The sequence below is a fragment of the Streptomyces sp. BL1 genome (assembly GCF_057628045.1).
This window is the reverse complement of the sequence record NZ_JBXYWZ010000002.1, coordinates 2,384,124-2,400,605: the sequence shown is the minus strand read 5'-3', so window position 1 is coordinate 2,400,605 and position 16,482 is coordinate 2,384,124. Positions and strand designations below refer to the sequence as shown.

Annotated in this window: 13 protein-coding genes; 10 read left to right on the top strand and 3 right to left on the bottom strand. The window is 72.1% G+C overall.

The genetic code is table 11. From position 1 onward, the window contains the following. Positions 1-36: 36 nt before the first annotated feature. The 5 genes from nrdR (at position 37) to AC3AGO_RS10585 (ending at position 6,064) form a co-directional block, all read left to right on the top strand. The gene (gene nrdR, locus AC3AGO_RS10605) at positions 37-546 is read left to right on the top strand and encodes a transcriptional regulator NrdR (RefSeq protein WP_487819905.1); all 510 of its coding nucleotides are present in this window, start codon (positions 37-39) and stop codon (positions 544-546) included. A gap of 131 nt (positions 547-677) precedes the next feature. After that, positions 678-3,587 (top strand): vitamin B12-dependent ribonucleotide reductase, encoded by a 2,910-nt coding sequence (locus AC3AGO_RS10600; RefSeq protein ID WP_487819904.1) that lies wholly within the window; start codon positions 678-680, stop codon positions 3,585-3,587. 240 nt (positions 3,588-3,827) lie between these two features. Then, complete coding sequence (locus AC3AGO_RS10595; RefSeq protein WP_487819903.1) at positions 3,828-4,436, top strand: YdbC family protein; 609 nt, start codon at positions 3,828-3,830, stop codon at positions 4,434-4,436. Between the two features lie 26 nt (positions 4,437-4,462). Beyond that, positions 4,463-5,122: a histidine phosphatase family protein gene (locus AC3AGO_RS10590; RefSeq protein WP_487819902.1), complete on the top strand. Its 660-nt coding sequence runs from the start codon at positions 4,463-4,465 to the stop codon at positions 5,120-5,122. 12 nt (positions 5,123-5,134) lie between these two features. After that, positions 5,135-6,064, top strand: coding sequence for an ADP-ribosylglycohydrolase family protein (locus AC3AGO_RS10585; protein WP_487819901.1), 930 nt, complete (start codon positions 5,135-5,137; stop codon positions 6,062-6,064). 17 nt (positions 6,065-6,081) lie between these two features. Here the strand turns inward: AC3AGO_RS10585 and AC3AGO_RS10580 are convergent, their stop codons facing one another. After that, on the bottom strand, positions 6,082-7,656 hold the full coding sequence (locus tag AC3AGO_RS10580) for an MFS transporter (protein ID WP_487819900.1): 1,575 nt from the start codon (positions 7,654-7,656) through the stop codon (positions 6,082-6,084). 159 nt (positions 7,657-7,815) lie between these two features. On the opposite strand from AC3AGO_RS10580, the gene AC3AGO_RS10575 reads away from it, so the two are divergent. The 3 genes from AC3AGO_RS10575 (at position 7,816) to AC3AGO_RS10565 (ending at position 9,928) form a co-directional block, all read left to right on the top strand. Beyond that, positions 7,816-8,442, top strand: coding sequence for a TetR/AcrR family transcriptional regulator (locus AC3AGO_RS10575; protein WP_487819899.1), 627 nt, complete (start codon positions 7,816-7,818; stop codon positions 8,440-8,442). Positions 8,443-8,551: 109 nt separating this feature from the next. After that, complete coding sequence (gene rnhB, locus AC3AGO_RS10570) at positions 8,552-9,229, top strand: ribonuclease HII (protein ID WP_487819898.1); 678 nt, start codon at positions 8,552-8,554, stop codon at positions 9,227-9,229. Between the two features lie 87 nt (positions 9,230-9,316). Continuing rightward, a complete protein-coding gene (locus AC3AGO_RS10565; protein ID WP_487819897.1) occupies positions 9,317-9,928 on the top strand; it encodes a hypothetical protein in 612 nt (203 codons plus the stop codon). A gap of 62 nt (positions 9,929-9,990) precedes the next feature. On the opposite strand, the gene AC3AGO_RS10560 is transcribed toward AC3AGO_RS10565, so the two are convergent. After that, a complete protein-coding gene (locus AC3AGO_RS10560) occupies positions 9,991-10,584 on the bottom strand; it encodes a hypothetical protein (protein WP_487819896.1) in 594 nt (197 codons plus the stop codon). A 70-nt stretch (positions 10,585-10,654) separates the two neighbouring features. Next, the gene (locus AC3AGO_RS10555; protein ID WP_487819895.1) at positions 10,655-12,850 is read right to left on the bottom strand and encodes a RecQ family ATP-dependent DNA helicase; all 2,196 of its coding nucleotides are present in this window, start codon (positions 12,848-12,850) and stop codon (positions 10,655-10,657) included. Positions 12,851-12,989: 139 nt separating this feature from the next. Between AC3AGO_RS10555 and AC3AGO_RS10550 the strand changes: the two genes are divergently transcribed. After that, positions 12,990-14,225, top strand: coding sequence for a DUF4192 domain-containing protein (locus tag AC3AGO_RS10550; RefSeq protein WP_487819894.1), 1,236 nt, complete (start codon positions 12,990-12,992; stop codon positions 14,223-14,225). 131 nt (positions 14,226-14,356) lie between these two features. Next, a complete protein-coding gene (locus tag AC3AGO_RS10545; protein ID WP_487819893.1) occupies positions 14,357-16,468 on the top strand; it encodes a glycogen debranching N-terminal domain-containing protein in 2,112 nt (703 codons plus the stop codon). Positions 16,469-16,482: the final 14 nt, after the last annotated feature.

The following is a 16,482-nucleotide window of genomic DNA, read 5'->3' as shown; positions in this document are numbered from 1 at the left end:
GTCGCGGGCTCCGAGGGCTCGAGGAGGGTGGGAACCATGCACTGTCCCTTCTGCCGGCATCCCGACAGCCGCGTCGTCGACAGCCGTACGACCGACGACGGCTGCGCCATCAGGCGCCGCCGTCAGTGCCCCGACTGTTCGCGCCGGTTCACCACGGTGGAGAACGCCTCGCTGACGGTGATCAAGCGGAGCGGGGTCACCGAGCCCTTCAGCAGGGACAAGGTGATCGCCGGGGTGCGGAAGGCGTGCCAGGGGCGGCCCGTCACGGAGGACGCCCTCGCCCAGCTCGGCCAGCGGGTCGAGGAGGCGGTGCGCGGCACCGGGAGTGCGGAGCTGTCCACGCATGACGTGGGACTCGCCATACTCGGTCCGCTGCAGGACCTGGACCTTGTGGCATACCTGCGATTCGCGTCCGTGTACCGGGCGTTCGAGTCGCTGGAGGACTTCGAGGCCGCCATCGCCGAGCTGCGCGATGCCGGACCTCCGTCGGAGGAGAGCGGGGCCGGCGTCGCCGGCGGTCCCGTGCCCGCCGCCGTCGCCGACTGAGCGGCGGGGGCGCAAGCAGACAGCGAGACGCGACCGGAGTGCACACGGTGGGTGCTCCGGTCATCAAACAGGCACCGTGCCCTGGAACATATAGGGCACAAAAGGGCGTTATGCCCGTACAGGGAGGCGGAATGACTGAGACGGCGAGCGGCCCGGCACGCGGCGGTTCCCGGGCCAAGGGGAGCAGCAAGGCGAACAAGGGGCTGCGTATCGAGCGTGTGCACACCACCCCCGGTGTGCATCCGTATGACGAGGTGGTCTGGGAGCGCCGGGACGTCGTCATGACCAACTGGCGCGACGGCTCGGTCAACTTCGAGCAGCGCGGGGTGGAGTTCCCCGAGGCCTGGTCGGTCAACGCGGTCAACATCGTCACGAGCAAGTACTTCCGCGGGGCCGTCGGCACGCCCCAGCGGGAGAACAGCCTGAAGCAGCTGATCGACCGGGTCGTGAAGACCTACCGCTCCGCGGGTGAGGAGAACGGTTACTTCGCCTCCGAGGCGGACGCCGAGATCTTCGAGCACGAGCTGGCGTACGCCGTGCTGCACCAGATCTTCGCGTTCAACTCGCCGGTCTGGTTCAACGTCGGCACCCAGCAGCCGCAGCAGGTCAGCGCGTGTTTCATCCTCTCCGTCGACGACTCCATGGAGTCGATCCTCGACTGGTACAAGGAAGAGGGGATGATCTTCAAGGGCGGTTCGGGCGCCGGTCTGAACCTCTCCCGCATCCGTTCCTCGAAGGAACTGCTGTCCTCGGGCGGCAACGCCTCGGGTCCGGTCTCCTTCATGCGCGGCGCCGACGCCTCCGCCGGCACGATCAAGTCGGGCGGCGCCACCCGCCGTGCGGCGAAGATGGTCGTGCTCGACGTCGACCACCCCGACGTCGAGGCCTTCATCGACACCAAGGTGAAGGAGGAGGAGAAGATCCGCGCGCTGCGCGAGGCGGGCTTCGACGTGGACCTGGGCGGCGATGACATCACCTCCGTCCAGTACCAGAACGCCAACAACTCGGTGCGCGTGAACGACGAGTTCATGAAGGCCGTCGAGGCGGGCGAGAAGTTCGGCCTGCGCAGCCGGATGACCGGCGAGGTCCTCGAAGAGGTCGACGCCAAGCAGCTGTTCCGCAAGATGGCCGAGGCCGCGCACGTCTGCGCCGACCCCGGCATCCAGTACGACGACATCATCAACCGGTGGCACACCTCGCCGGAGACGGGCCGGATCACCGCGTCCAACCCGTGCAGCGAGTACATGCACCTGGACAACTCGTCCTGCAACCTCGCCTCGCTGAACCTCATGAAGTTCCTGCGGGACGACGACGAGGGCAACCAGGCCTTCGACTCCGAGCGCTTCGCCAAGGTCGTCGAGCTGGTCATCACGGCGATGGACATCTCCATCTGCTTCGCCGACTTCCCGACCCAGAAGATCGGCGACACCACCCGCGCCTTCCGTCAGCTGGGCATCGGTTACGCGAACCTCGGCGCCCTGCTGATGGCCACGGGCCACGCGTACGACTCGGACGGCGGCCGCGGGCTCGCCGGCGCCATCACCTCCCTGATGACCGGCACCTCGTACAAGCGCTCCGCCGAACTGGCCGGTGTCGTCGGCCCGTACGAGGGCTACGCCCGCAACGCCGACGCGCACAAGCGCGTCATGAAGCAGCACGCCGACGCGAACGACGCGGCCAAGCGCATGGACGACCTGGACACCCCGGTCTGGGCGGCGGCGACCGAGGCGTGGCAGGACGTGCAGCGCATCGGCAAGAAGAGCGGCTTCCGCAACGCGCAGGCCTCCGTGCTGGCCCCGACCGGCACCATCGGCCTGATGATGGACTGCGACACCACCGGCGTCGAACCGGACCTGGCCCTGGTCAAGTTCAAGAAGCTGGTCGGCGGCGGCTCCATGCAGATCGTGAACAACACGGTCCCGAAGGCGCTCAAGCGGATGGGCTACCAGCCGGAGCAGGTCGAGGCGATCGTCGAGCACATCGCCGAGCACGGCAACGTCGTCGACGCGCCGGGCCTGAAGCCGGAGCACTACGGGGTCTTCGACTGCGCGATGGGCGAGCGCTCCATCTCCCCGATGGGGCACGTGCGGATGATGGCGGCGGCCCAGCCGTTCATCTCCGGCGCCATCTCCAAGACGGTCAACATGCCGGCCTCCTCCACCGTCGAGGACGTCGAGGAGATCTACCTCGAGGGCTGGCGGCTCGGCACCAAGGCGCTCGCCGTCTACGTCGAGAACTCCAAGGTCGGCCAGCCGCTGTCGGCCAAGTCGAAGGACGAGAAGGAAGAGGAGGAGAAGGAGCCGGAGAAGGTCATCGAGTACCGTCCGGTCCGCCGTCGCCTCCCCAAGGGCCGTCCGGGCATCACCACCTCCTTCACGGTGGGCGGCGCCGAGGGCTACATGACGGCCAACTCCTACCCGGACGACGGTCTGGGCGAGGTCTTCCTGAAGATGTCCAAGCAGGGCTCGACCCTCGCGGGCATGATGGACGCCTTCTCGATCGCCGTGTCGGTCGGCCTGCAGTACGGCGTGCCGCTGGAGACCTACGTCTCGAAGTTCACCAACATGCGCTTCGAGCCGGCCGGCATGACGGACGACCCGGACGTGCGGATGGCGCAGTCGATCGTCGACTACATCTTCCGCCGCCTGGCGCTCGACTTCCTGCCCTTCGAGACGCGTTCGGCCCTCGGCATCCACTCGGCCGCCGAGCGTCAGCGTCACCTGGAGACCGGTTCGTACGAGGCGTCGGACGACGAGGTCGACGTCGAGGGCCTGTCGCAGTCGGCGCACAAGGCGAAGCCCGAGACGGTCGGCGAGGCGAAGGAGAAGGCCAAGGAGAAGGTGCAGGCCGAGGCCAACGCGCCCGACCCGCAGGCTCCGGCGCCGGTTCCGGCCGAGGCGCACAACTCCACCGAACTGATGGAGATGCAGCTCGGACTGAACGCCGACGCACCGCTCTGCTTCTCCTGCGGGACGAAGATGCGCCGCGCCGGCAGCTGCTACCTGTGCGAGGGCTGCGGCTCGACCAGCGGCTGCAGCTGAGCCGCCGCCGCGGGCCCGTCCACCGGGCCTGACGGTGTGATCTGAGGGCGGGGCGCCGGGAGACCACCTCCCGGCGCCCCGCCTTTCCGCATGCGCACGCGCGTCCTGCGCGTGAACACCGCGATGCACACGCCGGTGCCGCCGGAGCGCGTCAACTCCTGAGCTTCAGGGGCGGGTTGGACCTGAAGGTGTACGCGGTGCGTGTACAGCCTGTCACCGGAATGGCCGTACCATGGCGCGGTGCTGGTCAAGTGGATGCGCTGCACCGTCGTCGACCGACGCGGGTTCGAACGGGGACAGCGGAGATGGGCGGGGCTGCCCGGCGAACCCGGATTCCGGGGGCAGGGCGGCGGATGGAGCCGTGCGCGCACAGGCGTGGCGCACCTCTTCGCCTTCTGGGAGAGCCGCGCCTTCTACGACTCCTTCATGGCCCGCTCGCACGACCGGCTGCACGCGGCACAGGCCGGCAGCTACAAGGACATGCGGGTGCGCCTCTTCGAGTACCGCTTCGACGTGAAGACCGGCTTCCGGCCTGTCTTCACGGACGCGGATCTGCTGCGCGTCGCGCATTGCAGGGTCCGCAACGACCGGGTGGACCACTACACCCACATGCAGGAGAAGGTGTGGAACCCGGCGATGGCCGGATCGCCGGGCATGCTGCGCGGAGTCTTCGCACAGGCCGGCACGGACGACGAGTTCCTCGTGCTGTCCATGTGGGACTCGGGTGCCGAACACGGCAAGTACCGTACGGAACGCATCGAGCGGCTCGCCCTGCGCGCGCACACGGAGGCCGACGTGACCGCGATAGCCGGCGACGTGATCGACCTGGAGCCCTCCTGGACCGTGTGATCCGCGGGTGAATCTACAGTGGCCGCATGGCACGTCCCCGTCGCATCATCCTGGTCAGGCACGGAGAGTCGGAGGGCAACTACGACGACACCATCTACGAGCGGGTCCCCGACCACGCACTCGCTCTCACCCCGCGCGGTCTGCGGCAGGCCGAGGCCACGGGGGAGCGGCTGCGGAACGTGCTCGGCAAGGAGCGCGTGTCGGCGTACGTGTCCCCGTACCGGCGGACACACGAGACCCTCGCGGCCTTCGGCCTGGACCCCGTACTGATGCGCGTACGGGAGGAGCCCCGGCTGCGCGAGCAGGACTGGGGCAACTGGCAGGACCGGGACGACGTGAAGAAGCAGAAGGCCTACCGGGACGCGTACGGGCACTTCTTCTACCGTTTCGCACAGGGCGAGTCCGGTGCCGACGTGTACGACAGGGTGGGTGCGTTCCTGGAGAGCCTGTGGCGCAGTTTCGAGTCCCCGGACCATCCGCCCAATGTGCTGTTGGTGACACACGGTCTGACCATGCGTCTGTTCTGCATGCGGTGGCTGCACTGGACTGTTGCCGAGTTCGAGTCGCTCTCCAACCCGGGCAACGGGGAAACGCGCTTTCTCGAACTCGGTGAGGACGGCAGGTACCGGCTGGACCGTCCGTTCGAGCAATGGTGCACACCGCGCCCTTACGGGGTGTGCGGATAGAGTCGTCGCACCATGACCGCTGAACATCCCGGACGAGACCGGCGGACCGCCCGAGCCGTCGCCGCCCTGCGCGGGCTGGCAGTGGGCGACGCGCTCGGCTCGCAGTTCTTCCTGCCCGACAACTACGCACTGCTGAAGGCGCGCGGAGTGCCGCCCGGAACGTGGCAGTGGACGGACGACACCGAGATGGCCTGCTCGATCGTGGCCGTCCTGGACGCGAACGGCGAGATCCGCCAGGACGAACTGGCGGCCTCCTTCGCCGCCCACCACGACACCGCACGCGGATACGGGCGTGCGGTGAACTTCCTGCTGCGGCAGATCCGCCAGGCGGGAGCCGACTGGCGGGAGCTGTCCGCCGCACTGTTCGACGGGGCGGGATCGTGGGGCAACGGCGCCGCGATGCGCGTCGCCCCGCTCGGCGCCTGGTGCGCCGGCGACCCCGCACGCGCCGCGGAACAGGCCGAACTGTCGGCGTACGTCACCCACCAGCACCGTGAGGCCGTCGCCGGGGCACGCGCTGTGGCGGCAGCGGCCGCGGTCGTCGCCGGGCACGCCGGGCAGGAGCCCCTGGACGGCGCCGAGTTGCTCAAGCAGGTGCTCGACGCCGTACCGCGCAGCGCGGTCCAGGCCGGCGTGCGCAGAGCACGCGACATGCTCGACTACGCGGACGTCGGAACGGTGGCCGCCGTCCTGGGCTGCGGACGGCGCACGAGCGCGCACGACACCGTGCCGTTCGCCCTGTGGGCTGCGGCCCGGCACCCCGGTGACTTCGCCGCCGCGTTCTGGACGACCGCGCAGGCCGGCGGCGACATCGACACGACCTGCGCGATCGCCTGCGGCGTCGTCGCCTCCGGCGGAACCGACGGTGTGGCGCCGCCCGAGGAGTGGGAGCAGCACACCGAGGCGCTGCCGGACTGGCTGCCGGAGCCCGGCGCCGGATAGCCCGGCGCCGGAAACCGTCAGGCCGCCGCGCCGGGTGCCCCGCCGCCGGTGCCGGCCAGGGCCTCCAGGTCGCTCTTGCGCACCCGGATGACCACGACCGCGACGACGAGCGCCAGGACGACCAGGGCCGTCGCGGCCAGGAACGCCGTGGACATCCCTTCGGCCAGCACCGAGCCGCCCCAGTGGCCGGGCAGCTCGTGGGTCTTGGCGAACTCGGCCTTCTGCGCCGGCGAGGCCTGCGCCATGAAGTCGGGTATCTGCCGCTCGGCCTCGCCCCTGCTGGCGGTGCCGAAGACGGTCACCAGGATGGAGAGACCCAGCGAACCGCCCACCTGCTGTGTGGCGTTGAGCAGTCCCGTCGCCGCGCCGGCATCGTGCTGTTCCACGCCGGAGACGGCGGTCAGGGTGAGCGTCACGAAGTTGAGCCCCATGCCGAAGCCGAAGATCAGCATCGGTCCCAGAATGCTGCCCACGTAGCTGCTGTCCGGTTCGATGAGCGCCAGCCACCCCAGGCCCACCGCGGCCACGGCGGAACCCGTGACCACGAACGGCTTCGGGCCCAGCACCGGCAGGAAGCGCTGCGCCAGCCCGGCGCCCAGCGCGATCACCACGGAGACGGGCAGGAAGGCGAGGCCCGCCTGGATCGGCGTGTAGTGCAGCACGTTCTGCACGAAGAGCACGATGAAGAAGAACATCCCGAACATGGCCGCGGCGATGCTCAGCATGATTACGTACGTGGCGGACCGGTTCCGGTCGGAGAACATCTTCAGCGGGGTGATGGGCGAGGGGGCGCGCGTCTCGATCCACAGGAAGAGCAGGAGCAGCACCACGGCGGCTCCGAACGCTCCCAGCGTCAACGGATCGCGCCAGCCCTCAGAGGCGGCCCGGATGAAGCCGTAGACCAGGGAGATCATGCCTGCCGTCGACGTCAGTGCGCCGGGCAGGTCGAAGCGTCCCGGATGCCGGGCGGACTCGGAGATGAACAGCGGGGCCAGCAGGACGATCGCGATGCCGATCGGCACGTTGACGAAGAGGACCCAGCGCCAGTCGAGCCATTCGGTGAGCATCCCGCCGGCGAGCAGCCCGATGGCGGCCCCGCCGGCGGACACCGCGGCGAACACCCCGAACGCCCGGTTGCGTTCCGGTCCTTCGGGGAAGGTGGTCGCGATGAGTGCGAGAGCTGTCGGAGAGGCGATCGCGCCGCCGGCCCCCTGCAGGGCACGGGCGGAGAGCAACTGCCAGGGCTCCTGGGCGAATCCGCCCAGCAGCGACGCCAGGATGAACAGCAGGACACCGGCCATGAAGACCCGGCGGCGCCCCAGGATGTCCCCGGCGCGCCCGCCGAGCAGCAGGAGCCCGCCGAAGGTCAGTGTGTACGAAGTGACCACCCAGGAAAGGCCCGTGGTGGAGAAGTCGAGCGCCGACTGGATGTGCGGCAGCGCGATGTTCACGATGGTGGCGTCGAGCACCACCATCAGCTGACAGGCGGCGATCACGGCGAGGGCGATTCCCCGTCGTCCCGCGTGACGTGCCGTGCCCGGAACCTGCCCAGGCGGCTCCTGGGCTAAGGGAGAGGTGGCTGAACTGGTCACGGAGACCCCCCACTTGAGGCCCAGTGAACGGAGGCGTTCACTGGTCGGCGTCACTGTAGTGAGCCTCATCTAGTGAACGCAAGCGTTCACTAGAGCTATGGTGAAGCTTCCTCGTGGAGCACATTCACGTCCCCGCCCCCGAGGCACACGGAGATGAACATGGCACCTTCGAGTCCTCCCGCGTCCGGTGCGCAGCGGCCCCCCACCGCACGTCGCCGCGGCGCGGAGCTCAAGCACGCGATCCTCGACGCCGCTCTCGAACAGCTGGGCACCGTCGGATGGTCCGCCCTCACGATGGAGGGCGTCGCCGCTCGCGCCCGCACCGGCAAGGCGGCCGTCTACCGGAGGTGGCCGTCCAAGGCCGAACTCGTCGCCGACGCGCTGTACTCGGGCCTCCCCGATGTGTCGGTGCCGCCCGACCACGGAGACCTGCGGGACGACCTGATCGAGCTGTGCCGCCGGATGCTGGCGGCCATGTACTCGCCCTCCGGATGCGCGCTGCGCGCGATCCTCGACGAGTGCGACCGCCCCGACGCGGAACGCTTCCATGAGCTGATCATGGGCGGCGTGATCAAGCCGGGGAAGGAGCTGATGGCCGAGGTGGTGCGGCGCGGCATCGAGCGCGGCCAGGTCCGGCCCGACGCGACCGGCGAACTCGTGCCCGACGTACTGCCCGCGATGATGATGTACCGTCACAAAGTCAGTGGCGGCGGGCTCGCCGAGAACGACATCGCGCAGGTCGTGGACCAGGTCGTACTGCCGCTCCTGGAGTCGAGAAGCGAGTAGCGGCGGCCGCGCACGAGGGCCTCGCCGGGGTGGGAACCGCTCCGTCTCCGGCCCGGGAAGAGCCCCGTGTCCGTCCGCGCTCGCCACAGCGGCTACGCTTGCTGTCGCCATGCCGTACGAGCCCCCAACCCACCGCGTCGAGCGCTCGCTCCGTGCCACCACTGGAGCGAAGATCGTCGCGGGAGTCGACGAGGTCGGCCGCGGTGCGTGGGCCGGGCCCGTCACGGTGTGCGCGGCCGTCACAGGACTGCGCCGGGCCCCCGAAGGTCTCACGGACTCCAAGCTGCTCACCGCCGCACGGCGGACCGAGCTCGCGGACCAACTGACCGGCTGGGTCTCGGCATACGCCCTCGGACACACCTCCCCGGAAGAGATCGACGAACTGGGGATGACGGCCTCGCTGCGGAAGGCGGCGGTACGGGCCCTCGAAGCCCTGCCCGTGCGGCCCGACGCGGTGATCCTCGACGGCAAGCACGACTATCTCGGCGCGCCCTGGCGGGTGCGTACGGTCATCAAGGGGGACCAGTCCTGCGTGGCGGTGGCGGCCGCCTCGGTGCTCGCCAAGGTGCGCAGGGACGCGATGATGGCCGAACTCGCCCCCGAGTGCGAAGGGTTCGCCTTCGAGGACAACGCCGGGTATCCCTCTCCCGTTCACCGAGCGGCGCTGCAGGAGCGGGGGCCCACACCGCACCACCGGACCTCCTGGGCCTTCATGGACACGCTGCCGGAATGGCGGCACCTGAAGCGCAGCAGGACCGACCCGGCGGAGCAGATCGGCCTCTTCTGACCCCATTAGAGCTCGCGGGTGGGGCGGCCGGACCACGGGCCGAACCCGCCGACACGCCCCGCACCCGCGTTTGATAGACATCACTCCATGCCTCTCACCCCTGAGGAGCCACAGATTCACGAGAGTGTCCCGGGCCCCCGCAACTCCGCGGGAACCACCCGAACTCCGCAGGCCCCCCGCCCCGCAGCAGCCGTTCCCGGCCCCCGGCCCTCGCCCCGTCCCGCCCCGCGCGCGGACAGCAAGGGACCCGCTCCGGGCCGTCCCGGCACCGTCCGCAACGGCAGCACCCCGTCGGAACGGCGCACGCCGGCCGCCGCACCCACCGCGCAGATCCAGCTGGTCACCGCGACCGACGAGACTGCCGTGGAGTCGGCCGACGACGCCGTCGACAAGCTCCTCGACGAGGGCCGTGAGCCCGGTGAGGTGCTGGTGCTCACCACCGGCGAGGAGCACCCCTGGGCGCAGCACGAGCTCTCCTTCGGCGAGGACGCCTACTGGCGCCAACTCGCCGACGGCGAGGACGTCTTCTGCGCGCACGCGTCCGCCGTCGGCCGGGTCACCCGGCGCCCCGTCGTCGTGCTCGCCGTGAACGGCGGCACCGACGCCGAGGCGGCCCAGGCGCTGCCCGCGGCACTGGAGAAGGCGAGCGCACAGCTGATCGTCTGCGGCGACCCGCAGCGGCTGCGCGCTCTGCTCTGAAGCCGGCGCACACCGCTCCGCGGCCTGCGGCACCCCGAAGTGCCGTGTCGCGGAGCGGTACTTCAGGGTGCCGCGGCGGCGTGGGGCTGTGCCTCCGCCGTCTCGTCGCCCGCGGGTGACGGGGCGGGCACGGAGACGGGCTCCGTCCCGCGCGCGGCGCGGGGGTAGCGTCCTCCGCGCCCTTCGCCGATCACTTGCCAGCCGCTGCCGGTGAGCGCGATGTACGCACCGCAGCGCAGGCCGTGCAGGGTGCAGGCGTCCCGCAGCCCCCACATCCAGGCGCCGTCCACCTCCGTCCAGCGGGCCTCGCCGTCGCGGCAGTAGAGCAGCGCGGCAGTCCGTACGGGAGAGCGCCGGCGCAGATCGTGCGGCACGATCCGGCGCAGCCGCTCCAGCAGCGCGTTCCGGAACTCCCAGCCGTCCGGGCGGGTGCCGCGCTGGGCGAACGACGCGCTGGCGACGAGCCGTTCGTCCGGACCGAGCACCGCGACCACGGCCGTGGACCTGCGCGGCAGATGCCGCTCGCACAGGCCCGTCACGAGCTCCCGCGGGTCGCGCAGCAGCGGAATCCCCGCAGCCGACCATTCAGCGGTTGCGAGGGTGCGTCCCAGCCGGGCGGCCGAGTCGGTGGAGGGCGGAGCAAAGCCGAAGGTCACGTTCCTCCCCTCGTCCGTTGACCAGGCCTCATTCTCTCCGGCGCACTCCCGCTACGGCAATGCCGATTCGCTAGCCCTGTACGGCGAGAACCAGCGGCAACACCCCCGCGGCGCCCGCCTGTCGGAGCAGCCGGGCCGCCACCGCGAGGGTCCAGCCGGTCTCCGTGCTGTCGTCCACGAGCAGCACCGGGCCCCCGGCCTGCGCCAACGCCGAGGACAGCTGCGGGGGCACCGTCAGCGCACCGTGCAGTATGCGCAGCCGCTGGGCGCTGTTGCTGCGCGGCGGGCTCGTGGGAGGACCGTCCTCGCCGTACGCGACGGTGCCGAGCAGCGGCATGCGGCCGACCTCGGCGAGCCGTTCCCCGAGGGAGCGCACGAGCCGGGGGCGGCTCCGCGAATCGACCGTGACGACCCCCACCGGCCGCGCGGGCGCGTCCGGTGCGCCGGACGCCCAACCGCCGGGCCCCTTCGCCCAGTCGGCCAGCACCGTGACGGCGGCGTCGAGTACGTCGTCCGGCACCGGGCCGTCAGCTGTCTGCGGTGCGAGCAGCGGGCGCAGCCGGTTGCCCCAGCCGATGTCGGAGAGCCGGCCCAGCGCGCGTCCCGGCGCGGCCTGCTCACCTGCCGGTATACGGCCCTTGAGGTCCAGCCCGACGGAGGGCAGCCCCGTGGGCCACATCCGCCGCGGCTCCACCTCCACTCCGGGGCGTCCGAGCTCGCCGCGGGCGGCGTCCAGGGCCGGGCCGGAGACATCGGCGGAGAAACGTGCCCCCGCGCAGTTGTCACAGCGGCCGCAGGACTGGGCCTCCTCGTCGTCCAGTTGGCGGCGCAGGAACTCCATCCGGCAGTCGCCGCTGCCCACGTACTCCCGCATGGCCTGCTGCTCGGCCTCGCGCTGCCGGGCCACCCAGGCGTACCGCTCGGCGTCGTACGTCCACGGCCGGCCCGTCGCCGTCCAGCCGCCCTTCACGCGCCGCACGGCGCCGTCCACGTCGAGCACCTTGAGCATCATCTCCAGCCGGGAGCGGCGGAGTTCGACCAGGGGCTCCAGCGCGGGCAGCGACAGCGGGCGGTCCGATCCGGCCAGCACGTCGAGCGCCCGCCGCACCTGCTCCTCGCGCGGGAAGGCGAGCGACGCGAAGTACTCCCAGATCTTCTCGTCCTCCGGGCCCGGGAGCAGCAGCACCTCGGCGTGCTCCACACCGCGCCCCGCGCGGCCCACCTGTTGGTAGTACGCGATGGGGGAGGAGGGGGAGCCGAGGTGGACGACGAAGCCGAGATCCGGCTTGTCGAAGCCCATGCCCAGCGCCGAGGTGGCCACCAGGGCCTTCACGCGGTTGTCGAGCAGGGCCGTCTCTGCCGCCTCGCGGTCCGCGTTCTCCGTCCGCCCGGTGTAGGAGGCCACTTCGTGGCCCTGCCGGCGCAGAAAGGCCGTCACCTCCTCGGCGGCGGCGACCGTCAGGGTGTAGATGATCCCGGAACCCGGCAGCTTCTCCAGATGGTCGGCGAGCCACGCCATCCGGTGCGCCGCGTCGGGCAGCCGCAGCACGCCCAGACTGAGGCTCTCCCGGTCGAGGGGGCCGCGCAGCACGAGCGCCTCCCCGTCGCCGGACGGCTGCCCGTCCTCTCCCGTGGAGCCGGCGCCGGTGCCCAGCTGCTCCGCGACGTCGGCGGTCACCCGGGCGTTGGCCGTCGCCGTCGTGGCGAGCACGGGCACGCCGGGCGGCAGTTCGGCGAGCATGGTGCGCAGTCGCCGGTAGTCGGGGCGGAAGTCGTGGCCCCAGTCGGAGACACAGTGCGCCTCGTCGACGACGAGCAGGCCGGTGGTGGCGGCCAGCTTCGGCAGCACCTGGTCGCGGAAGTCCGGGTTGTTGAGCCGCTCCGGGCTGACCAGCAGTACGTCCACGTCCCCCGCGGCGACCTCCGCCTGGATGGTCTCCCACTCCTCGGCGTTCGCGGAGTTGATGGTGCGCGCGTGGATGCCGGCCCGGGCGGCGGCCTCCACCTGGTTGCGCATCAGGGCGAGCAGCGGCGAGATGATCACGGTGGGGCCGCTGCCGCGCTGCCGCAGCAGGGACGTCGCCACGAAATAGACGGCGGACTTTCCCCAGCCGGTGCGCTGCACGACCAGCGCCCGCCGGCGCTCCGCCACCAGGGCCTCGATGGCGCGCCACTGGTCGGTGCGCAGCCGGGCCGACCCGTCCGGGGCTCCGACGAGGCGGGAGAGGACGGCATCGGCGTCGCGGCGCAGCTCTGTCTCGGTCATGCCCCCATGCAACCGGACGCCGGGACGAACCGGCGAATCGCCCTGTGGAAAACCCCTTGTCGATCGGCTCATACGACTAATCGGTCGCCCTGTGGACAACTTTCGGCAGAGAACCCGGGACACCGGTCACCGTCAGGGCATGACACAGTCACCTCGCCGGCACGGCGATTCCCCCGCACCCCACAGCAGCTCCGCCGCAGGAGCCGACGGCACCTCCGAAGACGGCTCTCCGCGCATCACACTCCGCGGCCCGGCCGAGCTGGCCGACGCGCTGCCCTATCTGCTCGGCTTCCATCCCGACGACTCCATCGTGGTGGTGGCGCTGCACGGCGAGCGCGGCCGCTTCGGCGGCCGGATCAGGATCGGCATTCCCGCCCAGCCGGAGGAGTGGGAATCCGTCGCCGTCCAGGTCGCCTCGTGCCTGGAGGGCGGCGCGCGGGCCCGTGGCGAACAGCCGGACGGCGCGCTCGTCTTCCTCTGCCAGGACCCTGCCTCCGGCGGGAGCGGCACGGACGTGATGCGCCGTCTCCGCCCGCTGGCCCAGGCGCTGCGGCTCGCCTGCGGCCGGCGCGAGATGCCCGTCTTCGAGGCGCTCTGCCTCTCCGCCGGGAGGTATTGGTCGTACTGCTGCCCCGACGTGAGCTGCTGTCCGCCGGAGGGCCGGCTCCTCGCCGCCGAGGGCACCTCCGCGATGGCGGCTGCCGCCGCCTACGCCGGGATCCGCAAGCCCGGCACCCTGTACGACATGGAGGCCAGGCTCACGGCCTTCGGCCCTCCGAAGGCGCCGGCCCTGGAGAGGGCCCTCGACACGGCGGGCGCCGCCCTCGTGCCCCGGATGCTGGAGGAAGGCGGAGTGGCCGCGGTCCGTGAGGAGACTCTGAAGCTCGCCGGGCAGCTGCTGGAGAGGTTCCGCCGCACACCGTCCCGGTCCCCGATGTGGGCGGTCGCCGACGCCGAGGACGACCGGCTGCTCGGCAACTCCGAGGCGGCGACCGTGATCGTCGGCCTGCAGGACCGCCGGACCCGCGACCGGGCGGCGGAATGGATGGAGGGTCAGGACGTGGTCCCCGCCGGCCGGTTGTGGCGCGCGCTCGCCCGCCGCTGCGTCGGCCCCTACGCGGAACACGCCGCCGCCCCGCTCACCCTGGCCGGCTGGGTCGCGTGGTCCGGGGGTGACGGCCCCGCCGCGCGCGTCGCTCTCGGCCGCGCCCTGCGCACCGACCCGCGCTATGTCTTCGCCCAGCTCCTGCACCGCGCCTGCAACGAGGGCATGGACCCGGAGCCGCTGCGCCGCTGCATGCGGGAGGAGAGGGACGCCCGGACCACCGGACGGAAGGCCGCAGGCAACGGCGAGGTGCACCGGAACGCGCCGTGACCCTCACCCCCCACGGCCGTTCACATCCATGAAGGGCAGTGCCCCGCGCCGCCGGGCCCCGCCCGGTTCCGCTCCGCTCTGCCCAACATCTCTTCCCCGTACGGCACTTCAGTCCCGCACAGGAGGACCCCATGCCCCCCACCTCGCCATCGGCGGCACCCCGCCGGGAGCCGCCACCGTCCACGTCGGGCCCACCCCGGCGGCCACCTCACCGTCCGCCCTCCTCCCGTGGCACCGTCGAACCGCCGACGGCACACGCCGCCCTCATCGGTGTCGCCGCTCCCGCACTCGTCATCTCGCCCGAGCACGGCCAGCTCACCGGCGAGGGACTGGACGGGTTCTACTCGGCCGGCCGCCGGGTGGTCGCGCGCTGTCTGCTGCGCCTCGCGGGAAGGGAGCCGGTCCCCCTGCAAGGGCGCGTGGTGAACGCCGCCGAGGCACGGTTCACCGCGGCGGCCCGCACCGGAACGGACGCGGGACCCGACCCGGAGATCATCGTGGAGCGGCTGCGCTCGGCGACCGGCACCGAGCGCATCACCGTACTCAACGCCGGAGCCCAACAGGTGCGGGTCCCCGTCGAGATCGCCCTCGGCACGGACCTCGCCGAACTCGGCGCCGTCGCCGCCGGCGTGCAGTCCACCGCCCTTCCCGCCGCGGTGCACGGCGCGGGACTGAGCTGGACCGCCGGCTCCCTGCGGGCCACCGTCACCACGGACCCGGCCCCCGGGACGGCCTGGGCCTCCGCCGGACTGCTGCGCTGGGAATGGGAGTTGGAGCCGGGAGCCTCCCGCACCGTACGGCTCACCACCGCGTTCTCCGGCGCTCCGGACCGGGCCCGCCCGGAGACAGCCGAGGGCCCGCCCCGCGCCGCCGGCCCGGCGTACGGACCGAAGCCGCGCGCCGAGCGGCCGCCTCTGCCCTGGGGCACCCCCGCGGCCGAGGGAGACGACCCCCGCCTCGCCGGCCTCTTCCGCACCAGCGTCGACGATCTCGCCGGCCTGCTCCAGCGCGATGCCGCGCACCCCTCCGATCTGCACCTCGCGGCGGGCGCCCCCTGGCGCTGCGCCTTCGCCCCCGCCGAGTCGCTGCGCGCCGCGCGCGGCCTGCTCCCGCTCGGCACCAGACTGGCCGCCGGCACGCTGCGCACCCTGGCCCGCGGCCAGCTCACCGGGCCGGGCCCGGACGCAGGCCGGCTGCCCGGGCCGCTGCGGCACAACGGCCCGCACACCGGCCCCGGTTGCACCGGGACCGAGGCCACCCTGCTCTTCCCCGCGGTGCTCGCGGAAGCATGGCGGTGGGGCCTCTCCGACGACGAGACCGAACAGCTGCTGCCCACCGCCGCACGCTGTCTGCGCTGGCTCCTCCGCTCCGCGGACAGCGGCGGATATGTGCCCGACCCGGCCCCCGACGGGCCGTACCGCTGCGAGACACAGGCACACGCCCACCGGGCCGCGCTGCTCGGCGCCGGACTGCTCGACGAGCTCCAAGGAGGCGGCCCGGCAGACGAGTTGCGGGACTGGGCGGCCGCGCTGCGGAGCCGCTTCCGAACGGAGTTCTGGCACAGCGACCGCAGCGGCGGCAGACCCGCGGCGCTCCGCACCCGCGACGGCGGCACCGTCCCGTACCTGGGTGCCGCGGCCGCAGAGCTGCTCGACACCGGGCTGGCCGGCGGCGGACGCACCGCCGAAGGGCTGCTCGACGGGGCGCAGACCGACCAGCTCGCACGGCTCCTCGGCGGGCCGGCCCTCGACTCCGGCTGGGGCCTGCGCAGCCTCGGAGCCAAGGAGCCCCGGTACAACCCCTTCGGCCATCGCGGGGGAGCGGTGCACGTGCACGACACGGCAACGGCCGTGGCCGGCCTGGCCGCTGCCGGATACGAGAAGGAGGCCGGGTCACTGCTCGGCGGAGTCCTCGAAGCGGCCGGGACGTTCGGCGGGCGGCTGCCGGAGATGTACGCGGCCGAGCAGCGGACCGAGGGCAGCGCCCCGCTGCCCCATCCCGCGGCGTGCCGCCCGTCCGCCGTGGCGGCGGCCGGAGCGGTGCGGCTCCTCACGACCCTCGCCGGTGTCCATCCGGACGCCCCCGCAGGCACGGTGACGCTCCGTCCGATGGCGACGGCCCCGGTGGGGGCGGTCCGGATGACAGGGCTCAGCGTCGCCGGCGCCCCCTTCTCCGTACGGGTCAGCAGACTCGGCATGGCACTGGCGGAGGAGGCCGCCGACGGCCTGCAGCTCCTCGGCTGATCCGGCCGGGAACG